13 protein-coding genes are annotated in these 13,871 nt (G+C 62.7%); 6 read left to right on the top strand and 7 right to left on the bottom strand.

The genetic code is table 11. The annotated features are described in order from the left end of the window. Positions 1 to 18 precede the first annotated feature (18 nt). Together PFZ56_RS25175 and PFZ56_RS25170 are read left to right on the top strand one after the other, a co-directional pair. Entirely contained in the window at positions 19 to 2,376 is a 2,358-nt protein-coding gene (locus tag PFZ56_RS25175) for a fimbria/pilus outer membrane usher protein (protein WP_170003396.1), read from the top strand. 32 nt (positions 2,377 to 2,408) lie between these two features. Continuing rightward, complete coding sequence (locus PFZ56_RS25170; protein WP_123394620.1) at positions 2,409 to 3,398, top strand: spore coat U domain-containing protein; 990 nt, start codon at positions 2,409 to 2,411, stop codon at positions 3,396 to 3,398. A gap of 4 nt (positions 3,399 to 3,402) precedes the next feature. Here PFZ56_RS25170 and PFZ56_RS25165 read toward each other — a convergent pair whose 3' ends face one another. Next, positions 3,403 to 4,128 carry an anti-sigma factor gene (locus tag PFZ56_RS25165; protein WP_110652847.1) on the bottom strand — a complete coding sequence of 242 codons (726 nt, stop codon included), beginning with the start codon at positions 4,126 to 4,128 and terminating at the stop codon, positions 3,403 to 3,405. Beyond that, positions 4,125 to 4,631 carry an RNA polymerase sigma factor gene (locus PFZ56_RS25160; protein ID WP_102864682.1) on the bottom strand — a complete coding sequence of 169 codons (507 nt, stop codon included), beginning with the start codon at positions 4,629 to 4,631 and terminating at the stop codon, positions 4,125 to 4,127. Before PFZ56_RS25160 ends, PFZ56_RS25165 begins: the two co-directional genes overlap by 4 nt. A 167-nt stretch (positions 4,632 to 4,798) precedes the next feature. Between PFZ56_RS25160 and PFZ56_RS25155 the strand changes: the two genes are divergently transcribed. Together PFZ56_RS25155 and PFZ56_RS25150 are read left to right on the top strand one after the other, a co-directional pair. Beyond that, positions 4,799 to 5,884 carry a catalase family peroxidase gene (locus PFZ56_RS25155; protein WP_170003398.1) on the top strand — a complete coding sequence of 362 codons (1,086 nt, stop codon included), beginning with the start codon at positions 4,799 to 4,801 and terminating at the stop codon, positions 5,882 to 5,884. Continuing rightward, positions 5,881 to 6,420 (top strand): cytochrome b, encoded by a 540-nt coding sequence (locus tag PFZ56_RS25150; protein ID WP_102881811.1) that lies wholly within the window; start codon positions 5,881 to 5,883, stop codon positions 6,418 to 6,420. Before PFZ56_RS25155 ends, PFZ56_RS25150 begins: the two co-directional genes overlap by 4 nt. Before the next feature lie 29 nt (positions 6,421 to 6,449). On the opposite strand, the gene PFZ56_RS25145 is transcribed toward PFZ56_RS25150, so the two are convergent. After that, positions 6,450 to 7,670: an MFS transporter gene (locus tag PFZ56_RS25145; RefSeq protein ID WP_110596138.1), complete on the bottom strand. Its 1,221-nt coding sequence runs from the start codon at positions 7,668 to 7,670 to the stop codon at positions 6,450 to 6,452. Positions 7,671 to 7,773: 103 nt separating this feature from the next. Between PFZ56_RS25145 and PFZ56_RS25140 the strand changes: the two genes are divergently transcribed. Then, entirely contained in the window at positions 7,774 to 8,229 is a 456-nt protein-coding gene (locus tag PFZ56_RS25140; RefSeq protein ID WP_102864686.1) for a helix-turn-helix domain-containing protein, read from the top strand. 36 nt (positions 8,230 to 8,265) lie between these two features. Here the strand turns inward: PFZ56_RS25140 and PFZ56_RS25135 are convergent, their stop codons facing one another. Both PFZ56_RS25135 and PFZ56_RS25130 read right to left on the bottom strand, forming a co-directional pair. Next, positions 8,266 to 9,420 carry a M14-type cytosolic carboxypeptidase gene (locus PFZ56_RS25135; RefSeq protein ID WP_110596137.1) on the bottom strand — a complete coding sequence of 385 codons (1,155 nt, stop codon included), beginning with the start codon at positions 9,418 to 9,420 and terminating at the stop codon, positions 8,266 to 8,268. A 473-nt stretch (positions 9,421 to 9,893) separates the two neighbouring features. Further along, a complete protein-coding gene (locus PFZ56_RS25130) occupies positions 9,894 to 10,241 on the bottom strand; it encodes a DUF6124 family protein (RefSeq protein ID WP_102864688.1) in 348 nt (115 codons plus the stop codon). Positions 10,242 to 10,374: 133 nt separating this feature from the next. On the opposite strand from PFZ56_RS25130, the gene PFZ56_RS25125 reads away from it, so the two are divergent. After that, positions 10,375 to 11,040: a LexA family transcriptional regulator gene (locus PFZ56_RS25125; protein WP_102881807.1), complete on the top strand. Its 666-nt coding sequence runs from the start codon at positions 10,375 to 10,377 to the stop codon at positions 11,038 to 11,040. A gap of 54 nt (positions 11,041 to 11,094) precedes the next feature. On the opposite strand, the gene PFZ56_RS25120 is transcribed toward PFZ56_RS25125, so the two are convergent. After that, positions 11,095 to 13,041, bottom strand: coding sequence for an acetyl/propionyl/methylcrotonyl-CoA carboxylase subunit alpha (locus PFZ56_RS25120; RefSeq protein WP_102881806.1), 1,947 nt, complete (start codon positions 13,039 to 13,041; stop codon positions 11,095 to 11,097). Continuing rightward, entirely contained in the window at positions 13,041 to 13,856 is an 816-nt protein-coding gene (locus PFZ56_RS25115; RefSeq protein WP_110652842.1) for a gamma-carboxygeranoyl-CoA hydratase, read from the bottom strand. Before PFZ56_RS25115 ends, PFZ56_RS25120 begins: the two co-directional genes overlap by 1 nt. Positions 13,857 to 13,871: the final 15 nt, after the last annotated feature.

Genomic DNA, 13,871 nt, shown 5'->3' with positions numbered 1-13,871 from the left:
GATGGACTTGAACCCGCCATGAGCCAGGACGCTGCTCGTTGTTTGCGCTGCTGGAAAGGACTGATGGCTGGCCTGTGCGGTCTGATGCTGGCGCCTTTTTGCCAAGCTGGCGAGCTGCCGCCACCGCCCAGCAGCCTGGAGTCGCTGGCCGATGCACAGTTGTTTCTGGAACTGGTGATCAATCAGATGAACACAGGGAAGGTGGTGGCGGTGGAGCAGCGTGCCGGACGATTGTTCATGCCGGTGCAGACGCTGCGGGAAACCGGCATCAAGCTGCCGGAGGGGCTGGGCAGCGAAGTCGATCTGGACAGCCTGCCGGGCCTGCACAGTGATTACGACAGTCAGGGCCAGCGCCTGCTGATTGATGTGCCGCCGGATTGGCTGCCGGAGCAGTTCATCGGCAGTCGCCAGGCCTATCCGCGGACACCGGCCCTGAGCAGCTTCGGCGCGCTACTCAACTACGATCTGTACCTCAATGACACCGATGAAGGCGGCACCTACCTGGCGGCCTGGAATGAAGTGCGGCTATTCGACACCTGGGGCACCTTGTCCAATACCGGGCAGTACCGGCGGACCTTGTCCGGCGTTGCCAGCAGCTCGTTGAACAATGGGTATCGGCGTTATGACACCACCTGGCGTTTTTCCGATGAAGAACGCCTGCTGACCTATGAGGCGGGTGACGTGGTGAGCAGCGCCTTGCCCTGGAGCAGTTCGGTGCGTCTGGGTGGGGTCCAGCTGTCTCGGGATTTCGCCGTGCGCCCGGACCTGGTGACCTATCCCTTGCCGCAGTTTGCCGGTGAAGCGGCGGTGCCATCCTCCCTGGACCTGTTCATCAATGGCTACAAGTCCAGCAGCAGCGAGGTGCAGCCGGGGCCCTACACCCTGACCAACATTCCCTTTATCAACGGGGCGGGGGAGGCGGTGGTGGTGACCACGGACGCCCTGGGGCGGCAAGTGTCGACCACGGTGCCGTTCTACGTCACCAGCAGCCTGCTGCAGAAGGGCCTGACGGATTTCTCGGTGGCCGCAGGGAACCTGCGCCGGGACTACACCCTGCGTGATTTTGGCTATGGCCCGGGTGTCACCTCCGGCAGCCTGCGCCATGGCCTGAGCGACAGCCTGACCCTGGAAGCGCATGCCGAGGCCTCGGACTCCCTGACGCTGGGCGGGGTGGGCGGCAATCTGCGCCTGGGCAACTTCGGCGTGCTCAACACGGCGCTCAGCCAGAGCCGTTTTGACGGCAGCGGCGGCCAGCAGTTCAGCTTCGGCTACCAGTACAACAACCAGCGTTTCAGCCTGGCGTACCAGCGCATGCAACGTCGTGACCAGTATGCCGACCTGACGGTGGTCGACAGCTCCTACATCAGCCTCAGCCAGCGCAGCGAGCAACTGACCCTGAGCCTCAACCTGGATCGCTACGGCAGCCTGGGGGCCGGCTACTTCGATGTGCGGGCCGCCGACTCGAGCCGCACCCGGTTGTTGAACCTGACCTGGAGCAAGCCGCTGTGGCACAACAGCAGCTTCTACCTGTCGGCCAACCGGGAGATCGGCGACAGCCAGTGGGCGATGCAGGCGCAGCTGGTGATTCCCTTCGACTTGCACGGCAGCCTGAGCCTGAGCAACGAACGCAGCAAGACGGGGGAAAACCGCCAGCGGGTCAATTTCAGTCGTTCGGTGCCCCTGGAGGGCGGGGTTGGCTACAACCTGGGTTATGCCACGGGCAGCAGCGCCGACTATCGCCAGGCGGATGTCACCTGGCGCCTGCAGTCGGTGCGCCTGCAGGCGGGGGTCTATGGCACCCGCGATGCCGAGACCCGCTGGGCCGATGCCAGTGGCTCGCTGGTGTGGATGGACCGCCAGGTGTTCGCCGCCAACCAGATCGACGATGCCTTCGTGGTGGTCAGCACCGATGGTTACCAGGACATCCCGGTGCGCTATGAAAACCAGTTGGTGGGGCAGACCGACAAGAACGGACACTTGCTGGTGCCCTGGAGCAGTGCCTATTACCGGGGCAAGTACGAGATCGATCCGTTGAACCTGCCGGCCAACGTCCAGACGCCGAATGTGGAGCAGCGAGTGGCGGTGCGTCGTGGCAGCGGCTATTTGCTGGAGTTTCCACTGACCCGGATCATCGCCGCCAGCGTGGTGCTGGTGGACGCCCAGCAACGGGAACTGCCCCTGGGCAGCACCGTGACCCATGAGCAGAGTGGGGCTCGGGCGGTGGTCGGCTGGGATGGGCTGGTGTATCTGGAGAATCTTTCGCAACACAACAGCCTGCAAGTCAGCCTGGCTGATGGCCAGAACTGCCGTGCGCAGTTCGACATGGATCTGCAACAGCAGCAGGTGCCGTTGATCGGCCCGCTGGTCTGCCAGTAGTTGTGGCGTCACGAGGCAAGGGAGTGCTGAGGGTGGACAGGTTCAAGGGATGGCAACAGACAATAGTGGGGCTGCTGGCGAGTCTGCTGACGCTGCAGGCCCAGGCGCTGTGCAACACCGTCAGCACCGCACCGGCGGGGTTCGGCAGCGTCAGCTCGATCCTGGTGCGTACCACTTCGCAGCCGGCTTCCACCACCAATGCGGGCTTGAGCTGTACCGGCTCGCTGTTGAGCCTGCTGGCCAGCAACGACCACTTCTACGCCACCATCACTTCCAGCACCAGCGGTATGGTCGGCCCCACGGGCGATATCATCGGCTACACCCTGTACGCCAACAACAGCACCAGCTATCCGATCACTCGGGGCGTGCAGTTCGACTTCGCGCGCAACTCGATCATCGACCTCCTGGGCTTGCTGGGCAGCGCCACCGTGGCCAAGACCGTGCCCATCTACATGGGGACCATCACCGGCAGCAACGTAGCGGCAGGGGTCTACACCGAGAACCTGAGCATCTTCTGGAGCTGGAACTATTGCGCCGGGATCGGCGCGCTGGGGATCTGCCTGGGACGGGACATCGGCAGCGGCACCCAGGCCCTTACGGTGAACATGACGGTGTCCAACGATTGTGTGATCACCGCGCCGAACATCAGTTTCGGCAGTGCGCCGGTGGTCAGTGCGTTCGCCACGGTCACCGGGCAGACCATCAACCTGTCGTGCACCAAGGGCAGTGCCTATACCGTGGGCTTGAGCGACGGCCAGCAACCCGTGAGCGCGGGAGGGCGACGGCGGATGATTTCCGGCAGCAACTACCTGGCCTACGACATTTTCAAAAGTGCCGGCAACACCCGTTGGGGCAGCGTCGGCAGTGCCCGGCGCTCCAGCACCGATGCCGAAGTGAACCCGGGCAATGGCCTGGGTACCGGCAGCCAGATCTTCAACTACAACGCCAGGATCTACACCGACCAGAACACTCCCCCAGCCGGCACCTACATCGACAACGTGGTCCTGGACGTGGGGTTCTGAAGGCCTACAGGGGAATTTCCACCGGGCCGACCATGGCGTAGTTGTAGCCCCCGCCGGACCAGTACTGTGCCTGCAACGGGCCGTCACGGCGGCTGCCACGGGGTAGCAGGGTGTTTTGCGGTCCTGGCGGGCGGATGTAGAAGCTGACTTTGCGCCCCTCGCGATCCTGGTACAGGACCATTGCCGCCGGTCCTTGTTCGGTACTGAGCAGGCGCCCGCTGACCGCTTTGAAGCCAGCGTCGTGCAGGTCCGGCAGCGGGCTGGCCTGGGTGAAGTAGCGATCCAGCCAGGCTTGCATGGCGCCGTTGTCCTGGACCTTGAAGTCCGCCGGCAGGATGCCTTGCTCGGCGAACAGGCGATACGCCTGGAGGGCATCGGTCATCGGCAGCACGCTGTTGCCGGCCAGGGTCAGCTCCCGGGCCTGCCAGCCGCTCAGACCGCCAACCCCGACCGCCACGAGCAGTGCCGCGGCACTGGCCAGGCGCCGCAAGCCCCGCTGCTGGTGGCGCGCACGGATCAGCGTCGGCTCCAGCGCCGGGTTGGGCGCTTGCAGCAGGGCGCCACCGAGGGCGGCCCGCAGGTGCTGGGCATCCTGCTGCCAGGCCTGGACCTGGGCTGCCGTTTGCGGATGGTTGGCCAGGTAACTGTCCAGCACCCGGCGGTCCGCTTCGCTGAGTTGGTGATCGACGTAGGCGTGCAGGTCGCTGTCGCTGGGGGGCAGGCTGATCATTTGAGTATCCGTAGAGAGGGGCTGCTGATTTCGCCGTCGCTGAGTTGGCGCAGCGCCTGGCGGGCCCTGGACAGGCGCGACATCACGGTGCCGACGGGGACCTGGAGGATCTCTGCCACTTCCTTGTAGCTCAAGCCCTCCACCGAGACCCAGAGCAGCAGGGCGCGTTGCTCGGCGTTCAGGCGGTCGAAGGCTGCCAGGGTCGACTGGGCGACTACGGTGCGCTCCACCGAAGGCTGGGCGTCGTCACGGCCGGTAAAGAATTCGAGCATGCGTGCGTAACGCCGGGAGCGTCGGTGGGCATCAAGAAACTGCCGGTAGAGGATGGAAAACAGCCAGGCTCGCAAATCGCCTTCGGGGCGTTTATGGGCCCGACTCGACAAGGCGCGCTCCAGGCAGGACTGCACCAGATCGTCGGCGCTGCTGGGCTGGCGCGTCAGGGACAGGGCAAAGCGCCTGAGGCGGGGGAGCAGCAGGCGTAGCTGTTCGTCGAAATCGTTCATGAAGTCCTGCAGGTGCTGGGCCAGTCACTAGGCTTGGGACTAGGAAGACGCGCCGTGCTGCAGGTTATTCCAGTCGCGGAAAAATAAATATCGGCGTCTGGAATAACCGGTACCGGGTTGCGTCTGACAGGTCCTTGCCCCTTTGGCCCCGCGTACTGGAGATGTCCATGGTTGCCCCATCCTCGCCACCCGATCGTCCGCCCTTGAGTGCTGTCAGCCTGACCTTGCGCCTGGGGGCCATTGCCTGGGTGGTGGCCGCCGCTGCCGCGGCGCTGGCCTACGTGCACGGCAATTTCGACCCGCAACGCCTGACCCCCAAGGCCCTGGTGGATGTGCTGGAGACCAATAACGGCGTGCATCCGGGGTTTCGCCGCAACCACGCCAAGGGCGTGTGTGTCATCGGTTACTTCCAGAGCAGTGGCGAGGCCCGGGCCTACTCCACGGCACAGGTGTTCAGCGAGGCGCAAACGCCGGTGGTGGGGCGTTTTGCCCTGCCCAGCGGCAACCCCTATGCGCCGGACAGCAGCGTGCCGATCCGCAGCCTGGCGTTGCGTTTCCTCCAGGCCAACGGCCAGCAGTGGCGCACGGGAATGAACAGCATGCCGGTGTTTCCGGTGGGCACTCCCGAGGCGTTCTATCAACTGCAGCAGGCCAGCTCCCCTGATCCGGCCACGGGCAAGCCGGACCCGACCAAGGTGCCGGCGTTCTTTGCCGCTCACCCCGAGGCTGGGCCCTTCCTGCAATGGGTCAAGAGCGCCAAGCCTTCAGCCAGCTACGCCAGTGAAAGCTACAACGGGATCAATGCCTTCTACCTGGTCAATGCCAGTGGCCAGCGCCAGGCGGTGCGTTGGGGTGTGGTCCCCGAGACCGGTGAGGCGCCAGCCCCGGGCAGTGCTCCGCAAGGCGCGGACTACCTGGAACAGGACCTGACGCAGCGCCTGGCTCAAGGGCCGTTGCGCTGGCGTTTGCAGATCACCCTGGCGGCGCCTGATGACCCCACCAATGACGCCAGCAAGGCCTGGCCCGCAGAGCGTCCGGTGATCAATGCCGGGACCCTGGTGCTGCAAGGCACCCAGCCGCAGAACAGTGGCCAGTGCCGGGACATCAATTACGACCCGCTGATCCTGCCCAATGGCATCCAGGCCTCCGATGATCCACTGCTGGCGGCACGTTCTGCCGCCTACGCCAGTTCCTACCTGCGTCGCACCAGTGAAGTCAGTCAATTGCCCTCCGCCCAGGAACCGCGTCCATGAATAGCCAACCTCAACACTTCGCCCCGCTGGCGCGTCTGCTGCACTGGCTGATGGCGCTGATGATCATTGCCATGCTGTTTATCGGTGCCGGCATGGTGACCTCGGTGTCCGCCCGTCATGAGTGGCTGATCCACCTGCACAAGCCGTTGGGCATCGCCATTCTGCTGTTGGCGGCGGTGCGCCTGTTTGTGCGTTTTTCCACTCGACAACCGCCGCTGCCGGCAGACTTGCCGGGCTGGCAGGTGTTGGCGGCCAAAGCCTCACATGTGCTGCTGTACGCCCTGATGCTGGGCTTGCCGGTACTGGGCTGGGCCATGATTTCGGCGGCCGGGGACCCGGTGATGCTGAGCGGTTCGTTGCAGTTGCCGGCGATCCTGCCGGCCAATGCCCAGGTGTTCGCTCTCTTGCGCAAGGCCCATGGCTACCTGGCTTATCTGCTGTTCCTGACGGTGTTGCTGCATCTGGCGGCGGCACTGTTCCATGGCTGGGTCCGCCGAGACGGGGTATTGCAGAGCATGCTGCGGGGGCGTGGTTGAGTCTCCCTTGAGCAAGCCTGCTGTGTCGTTCAAATGGCACAGCGAGCCTCGGCCCGAGCTTTCCCGGGGTTCAGGCTCCACAGCCAATAGACCAGTGCCAGGCTGTTGATAGCGGCTCCCAGCAGGCAGACACCGATCCAGCCAGCCCAGGCGTAGGTGGCGGTGGCGGCAATCGAGCCGCCGGCGCTGCCCAGGGAGTAGAACAGCATGTAACCGGCGGCCAAGCGGCTCTGGGCTTGCGGGCGCACGCTGTAGATCAGGCTCTGGCTGGTGACGTGGACGGCCTGCAAGCCCAGGTCGAAGGTGATGACTCCCAGTAGCAGTGCCCACAGGGACGATTGGGTAAAGGCGATGGGCAGCCAGGACAGCAACATCAACGCCAGAGCCAGGCCGCTGGTCCACTGCGCCAGGCCGCGATCCGCCCAGTGCCCGGCCCGTGCTGCGCCCAGGGCGCCGGCGGCCCCGGCCAGGCCAAACAGGCCGATTTCGGTGTGAGACAGCGACAGCGGCGGGGCGCTCAGAGGCAGCACCAACGGGGTCCACAAGACGGTGCCCGCGGCGAAGATCAACATCGCCAGCACCGCACGGTCGCGCAGTACTTTTTCTTCCCTGAACAGCTGCAACAGTGAGCCGAGCAATTGCCCGTAGCGTTGCACCGCGGGTGGCTGTTCAACTCTGGGCAGCACTCTCCACAGGGTCAGGGCCACCAGCAGGGTCAAACCGGCCGACAACAGATAGACCGAACGCCAGCCGGCCAGATCGGCCATGGTTCCGGCCACGGTGCGGGCCAGCAGAATGCCCACCACGATGCCGCTGGTCACCATGCCGACCACCTGTCCACGCTGGGCTGTGGGTGCCAGGTTCGCGGCATAGGCCACCAGAGTTTGGGTCACCACCGCCAGCAGGCCGGTGCTGGCCATGCCCAACAGCAGCCAGGCGCTGCTGGGGGCCAGGGCCACCATTAGCAAGGCCAGCACTGACAGCAGAGTCTGGGTGACGATCAGTCGCCGGCGGTTGAGCAGGTCGCCCAAAGGCACCAGCAACAGCAGCCCCAGGCCGTAGCCCACCTGGGTCAGGGTGATGATGATGCCCACCGTGGCCGGCGGCAGGTCGAAGGTTCGGGCCATGGCGTCCAGAAGCGGCTGGGCGTAATAGACGTTGCCCACCGCCAGGCCACAGGCGATGGCGAACAGCAGCACCACCCGTGGTGAAAGAGTCGAGGGGGCAGGAGGGGAAGGATCGCGTGACATGTCGGGCTCCGTATCTGGTTTCGTTATAAAACCAGTTGTACGGTAGAGGTCGTGGTTTTATATTGCAACCACTTTTCTGTGGCCCGAACGGAGACTGCCCAGCATGGTTAAACGCACCAGCCTGCAAGATGCCGAGTGCCCGGTGGCCCGCTCACTGGACGCCATCGGTGATTGGTGGTCGTTGCTGATTGTGCGGGATGCCTTTGACGGCATCCGTCGCTTTGGCGAGTTCCAGCGCAACCTCGGCATGGCCAAGAACATTCTTGCCGCACGTTTGCGCACCCTGGTGGAACACGGGGTTTTTGAAGTGGTGCCGGCCTCGGATGGCAGTGCCTACCAGGAGTACGTGCTGACGCCAAAGGGCAAGGGGCTGTTTCCCCTGATCATCGGCTTGCGCCAATGGGGCGAGGCGTTTTTCTACGAGGAGGGCGAGGCGCATTCGCGAATGGTCGACCGGGAAACCGGGCAACCGTTACGTGCGCTGGAACTGCGTGCGGCGGATGGGCGCTTGCTGGGGCCGGAGGATTGCCGACGGGTGCCGGCTGGCGCCGATGAGTGACGACTGCGCACAGGCTCGCGCAGCCGTCAGTCGGGTTCAGCGCAGGTGGTCCACTAGGTCGGCGAGGGTGCTCATGACATCCTTGCCCAGCTGCATGGAGCGCTTGCCGGACCAGCCGGTGACGGGGTTGGGGTTATCGTCGTGGTCCTTGAAAGGCATCTCCAGGGTCAGCGCCAGGCAGTCGTATTTCTCCCCGACGGCATTGCAGGCCAGGGTCATGTTGGCCTCTCCGGGATTGTCCCGGGCGTAGCCGTGGGTAGTCTGGAAGTCTCGGGTCTGGCGCTTCAAGTGGCTGCGAAAATGCTCTTCGAGTCCCGCCAGGCGTGGCGTGTAGCCCGGGTTGCCCTCGCAGCCGGCGGTGAAGACGTGAGGAATTTCTTCATCGCCGTGCACATCAAGAAACAGGTCGACACCGTACTTTTCCATCTGCTGCTGGACGAACAGCACTTCCGGGCTCAGTTCCTGGCTGGCGTTCTGCCAGGCGCGATTCAGGTCTTGGCCCTTGGCGTTGGTGCGCAGGTGGCCGTGGAACGCGCCGTCCGGGTTCATGTTGGGCACCAGGTACAGATCGGCCTTGGCCAGCAGCGAGTTGAGCTCTGGGTCATCCCGGTGCTGCAGGCGTTCGATCACGCCTTCCATGAACCATTCGGCCATGTGCTCGCCGGGATGCTGTTGGGCAATGATCCAGATCTTGCGCTGCCCTTCCTTGCCGCTGCCCTTGCGCAGAAGCTGGATATCCCGGCCTTCGACGCTTTTGCCCACTGCCAGCAGTTCGGTGTCGGCCTTGCTCAGGGCTTGATCGATCAGCCAGTCGTGGCGCCCGCGACTGTAGGGCTCGAAGTAGGCGAACCAGGCGTGAGTCTGGGTGGCCTCCAGATTGAAACGCAGGGCGTCACCTTCGAAGATCGTCGGTACGCGAAACCAGTTCACATGGTCATAGGAAGCGACGGCCTGGTAGCCGGTCCAGGCTTTGTTGTAGGAGGACTGGCTGGCGTTGGTCAGGCGGAACCAATGTTCCTGGCCGACATGCAGGCCGCTGACCTTGAAGTGAAACCACTGGAAGTGCGGACTCTGGGTATCCGGGCGGATGGCCAGCAGTGCCTGCAGCGGATTGCTGATGTCCAGCACGTTGATATTGCCGCTGTCGAAGTCGGCAGTAATTTGAAACGAAGTGTGATTACCCACGGTCATGGTCGGTCCCTGTATAGGATTGTTATGACCGCTACTCTACACACTGAGGGGGGTAATAGAAGGGGGGGCGTCGTCCTTGACGCAGAAGCAGCTTAGTGGCTATGCGATTGATTCTCAAGCGCTACTTTTGTCTTTCCTGGCCATTTAGCACGGCTGCTATCTTGCAAAAGGACATTCTTTTGCTATCATCGCCGCCATTATTTTAGCTGCATCCACGTCTTCATTAGCCTGAAGCCAAGCCAGAAAACTGGCAAAAAAAAGACCCGGCAAAAAGCCGGGTCAAAAACCGTGATTAGCCTGATGAGGAGATAATCCAAAGGTCCGACCTAAGGTCCTTTGGGCTATCGACTGATCTCGCGATCAGCTGCTTGCAATAATAATCATTATCATTTGCAAGTCAAATGTTTTTCCCTGCCCTTTGGAAAATATTTTTCCATTTCTCCTGTTTCCGCTGTTTATTCCTTGCCGGCGCCTCAGCTGGACTCAAAGCGCTGACTTTCCAGGGACTTGTCCACCAGGGCTTTGGCCAGGTCGATCATGTGCACCACGGAAAAAGCCAGGTCACGCTTGGCCCCCCGCAGATTGTCGGCCGCGTCATAGGCGGTGGCTGCTGCACAGCGCAGCAGATCGGATGCATGGATCATGGCTTCCTCGCTGCTGAGGTTGCGCCTGACCTCGAAAAACTTCTCTTCCTTGTCCGATCCGGTTAGCGCGGGCTTCAAGTAGTAGTCCATCGCCCGTCGTGCTGCGTGGCTGCCCTTGAGTGAATTCAATGTGGTCTCTGTATCGAGCTCCGGCACGTCCTTGCTGCTTGCGTTCATAAAGTGTTCCGTCCTGTTTGAGAAAAGGAAAGAGGGGTATGAACTAGATTAATACGTATTGTAATTGTGACGAGATTTCAAATACTACAAGTTGTGTGTTGAGGCGGGAAATACACAACGTATTGTTCAGTCCATGGACAAATGGATCGAGTTGGTCAAAGCCAACATGAAAGGCCGCAAGGTCACACAGGAAAAACTCGCCGAGCGTCTGGGCATGTCTCAAGGTGGTATTGGTCATTGGTTGAGCAAACGCCGTCAGCCAAAGATCGAAGACATGAATCGGGTGCTTGAAGAGATCGGCATGGGCTTTCTGGAAGTTGCCCTGGTGGTCCGCGAGAAACCCATGCTCGGTGACGATGGCGAACCCCTGGTGAACGAGCCTTCACTGTTGCACAAGTACAATCCGTATTTCCGTTATCCGGTGAGCGATTGGCGAGCTGCTGGGGAAGTTCGTGAAGATGGCAAGTCAGCCTATGTACCGGAGCGCTATGAGCTTTCCGATTATCAGGCTCAAGGCGCGGCGTTCTGGCTGGTGGTAGTCGGTGACGCAATGATTGCGCCCAGCGGCTTGAGCATCAGTCAGGATATGCTGATTCTGGTGGACCCGGCTATTACCGCCGAACCTGGGAAGTTGGTGGTCGTACAGTGTCCCGGTAATGCCGAGGCGATCTTTCGTAAGTGGGTGAAAGAGGGCAGTCAGCATTATCTGGTTCCCCTCAATCCCACCTATCCGAAGATGCTCTACAGCGACGAGTGCCGGGTTATTGGTGTAGTCGTACAAGCTACTGCGAAGTTTTAACTTGCTTGAAAGGCCCCTTCCTACAGCTAGGAAGGGGCTTTCTTATTAGTGGGTTTACTCCAACTCTACCAACGCACTGCCTTCACTAACCATTTCGCCTTCCTGGCAATACAGTGCCTTGATGACGCCTGCCTGGGGCGCGCGGATGCTGTGTTCCATCTTCATCGCCTCCAGCACCACCAGTTGCGCACCGGCTTCGACGCTTTGCCCGGCGCTGACCAGCACCCGCACGATGCTGCCGTTCATGGGCGCAGTAAGTCCGCCCTGGTGGCTGTGACTGGCATCGGCTGCAGCAATCGGATCGTAAGCCGTGACGCTGTGCATCTCGCCCTGCCAGTGCAGGTACAGAGTGTCACCACGGCGAATGGCGCGATGTTCACGACGCAGCCCCTGTTGCTCTACCCACAGGTGTTCACCTTGCAACTGGAAGGCTGGCGAGCGAGCGCCCAGGCTGATGGCCTGATCCTGTCCGGCACAGCTCAGGTGCAGGCTGGTCTGGGCCGGTAACGCGCTGCGCCAGCCATTGACTGCCGACCATGGGGACTGCAGGTCGTCGCTACGCACCCGTTCCGGCTGGCTTTGTGTAAACGCCTGTGCGGCCGCTTGCCAGAAGTCCGCGCCGAGTTCGCTGGGCGCTGGCAGTAATTGTTCCTGATAGCGTGGGATAAATCCGGTATCCAGTTGCGCCTCGGCGAACGCTGGATGGGCAATGATGCGCCGCAGGAACGCCAGGTTGGTTTTCAGGCCACCGATGGCGAACTCGTCCAGCATGCTTAGCAGGCGCAGACGAGCCTGCTCGCGGTTTTCGCCCCAGGCGATCAGCTTGCCCAGCATCGGATCGTAGAAGGGCGACACGCTATCGCCTTCCTCGACCCCGCTGTCGACCCGACGGCCCGGGCCAGCGGCGGATTCGCGATACAACTCCAGGCGCCCGGTCGCGGGAAGGAAGTCGTTGCCCGGATCTTCGGCATACAAGCGCACTTCAATGGCGTGCCCCAGCAGCGGGACCTGTTCCTGGCTGATGGGCAGAGCTTCACCCTGGGCCACGCGTATTTGCCAGGCCACCAGATCGAGGCCGGTAATGGCTTCGGTAACCGGGTGTTCCACCTGCAGCCGGGTATTCATTTCCATGAAGAAGAATTCGCCGCGAGCATCCAGGAGAAACTCCACGGTGCCGGCGCCGACGTAGCCGATGGCCTGGGCCGCGCGCACGGCGGCTTCGCCCATGGCCTTGCGCAACTCGGGGCTGAGGCCGGGAGCGGGGGCTTCTTCGACCACTTTCTGGTGACGCCGCTGGATCGAGCAGTCGCGCTCGTTGAGGTACAGGCAGTTGCCGTGTTGGTCGGCGAACACCTGGATCTCCACGTGGCGGGGCTTGAGCAGGTACTTTTCCACCAGCATCCGCGAATCGCCAAAGGATGATTGGGCTTCACGTTGGGCCGAGGCCAGGGCTTCGGCCAACTGGCTGACGTCCTCGACCACTTTCATGCCCTTGCCGCCGCCGCCAGCGGTGGCCTTGAGCAGCACCGGGTAGCCGATGCGCTCGGCGGCACTGCGGAAGGTTTCCAGGTCCTGGGCTTCGCCGTGATAACCCGGCACCAGAGGTACGCCGGCGGTTTCCATCAGAGCCTTGGCCGCCGACTTGCTGCCCATGGCGTCAATGGCCGAGGCGGGCGGGCCGAGAAAGATCAGGCCCGCCGCTTCGATGGCTCGGGCAAAACCGGCGTTTTCCGAGAGAAAACCGTAGCCGGGGTGAATGGCCTGGGCGCCGCTGGCCTTGGCCGCAGCGATCAGCTTGTCGATCTGCAAGTAACTGTCGGCGGCCTTGCTGCCCCCCAGGTCGACGCGGATATCTGCCTCGCGGCTGTGCCGGGCATCGCGGTCGGTGGCGCTGTGCACGGCTACGGTGGTCAGGCCCAAGGCCTTGGCGGTGCGCATCACGCGGCAGGCGATCTCGCCACGGTTGGCCACCAGCAAAGTATCTAGAACAGGGGCGCTCATCAGCGGGACTCCTTGGTCGTGGTCTCGGACTGCCAGCTGGGCGGGCGTTTTTCCAGGAAGGCCCGCAGGCCTTCCTGGCCTTCGGTGCTGACCCGAATCCGCGCGATGGCATTTTCGCAGTAGCGACGCAGGGCTGTGGTGACGGCGCCATTGCCCACTTCTCGCAGCAGGTCCTTGCTGGCACGCATGGCTTGGGGGCTGTTGAGCAGCAGATTGTCGATCCATTGGGTGACTTGCTGTTCCAGCTCGGCAGCCGGGTAACTCTCCGCCAGCAAGCCGATTTCCCGTGCCCGTTGGCCGCCAAAGCGCTCGGCGGTGAGGGCATAACGTCGGGCGGCGCGCTCGCCAATGGCCTGGACCACAAAGGGACTGATGACCGCTGGCGCCAGGCCAATGCGGACTTCCGACAAGCAGAACTGCGCATCGTCGGTACCGATTGCCAAGTCGCAGCAACTGATCAGGCCCAGGGCGCCACCAAATGCTGCGCCTTGCACCACGGCCAGGGTCGGGATCTTCAGCTTGGCCAGGTTGTACATCAACTCCGCCAGTTCCCGGGCGTCGTCGAGGTTGGTCTGGTAGTCGAGTTCGGCGGACTGCTGCATCCAGGCCAGGTCGGCGCCGGCACTGAAGTGCTTGCCGCGTCCGCGCAGCAGCAAGAAGCGCAGGCTCGGGTCGCCCTGCACCTGATCCAGGGCCAGGATCAGCTCGCGGATCATCTCGGCGTTAAAGGCGTTGTTCTTGGTTTCGCGGCTGAGCCACAGGGTGGCGAAGCCACGAGGGTCACGCAGCAGTTCCAGGGTATTGAAGTCGCTCATGTTCTTCTCGCGCAG

This window comes from Pseudomonas danubii, from assembly GCF_042980055.1.
Lineage (GTDB): Bacteria > Pseudomonadota > Gammaproteobacteria > Pseudomonadales > Pseudomonadaceae > Aquipseudomonas > Aquipseudomonas danubii.
The sequence above is the reverse complement of the archived record's forward strand: the minus strand, read 5'-3'. Positions and strand labels throughout refer to the sequence as shown.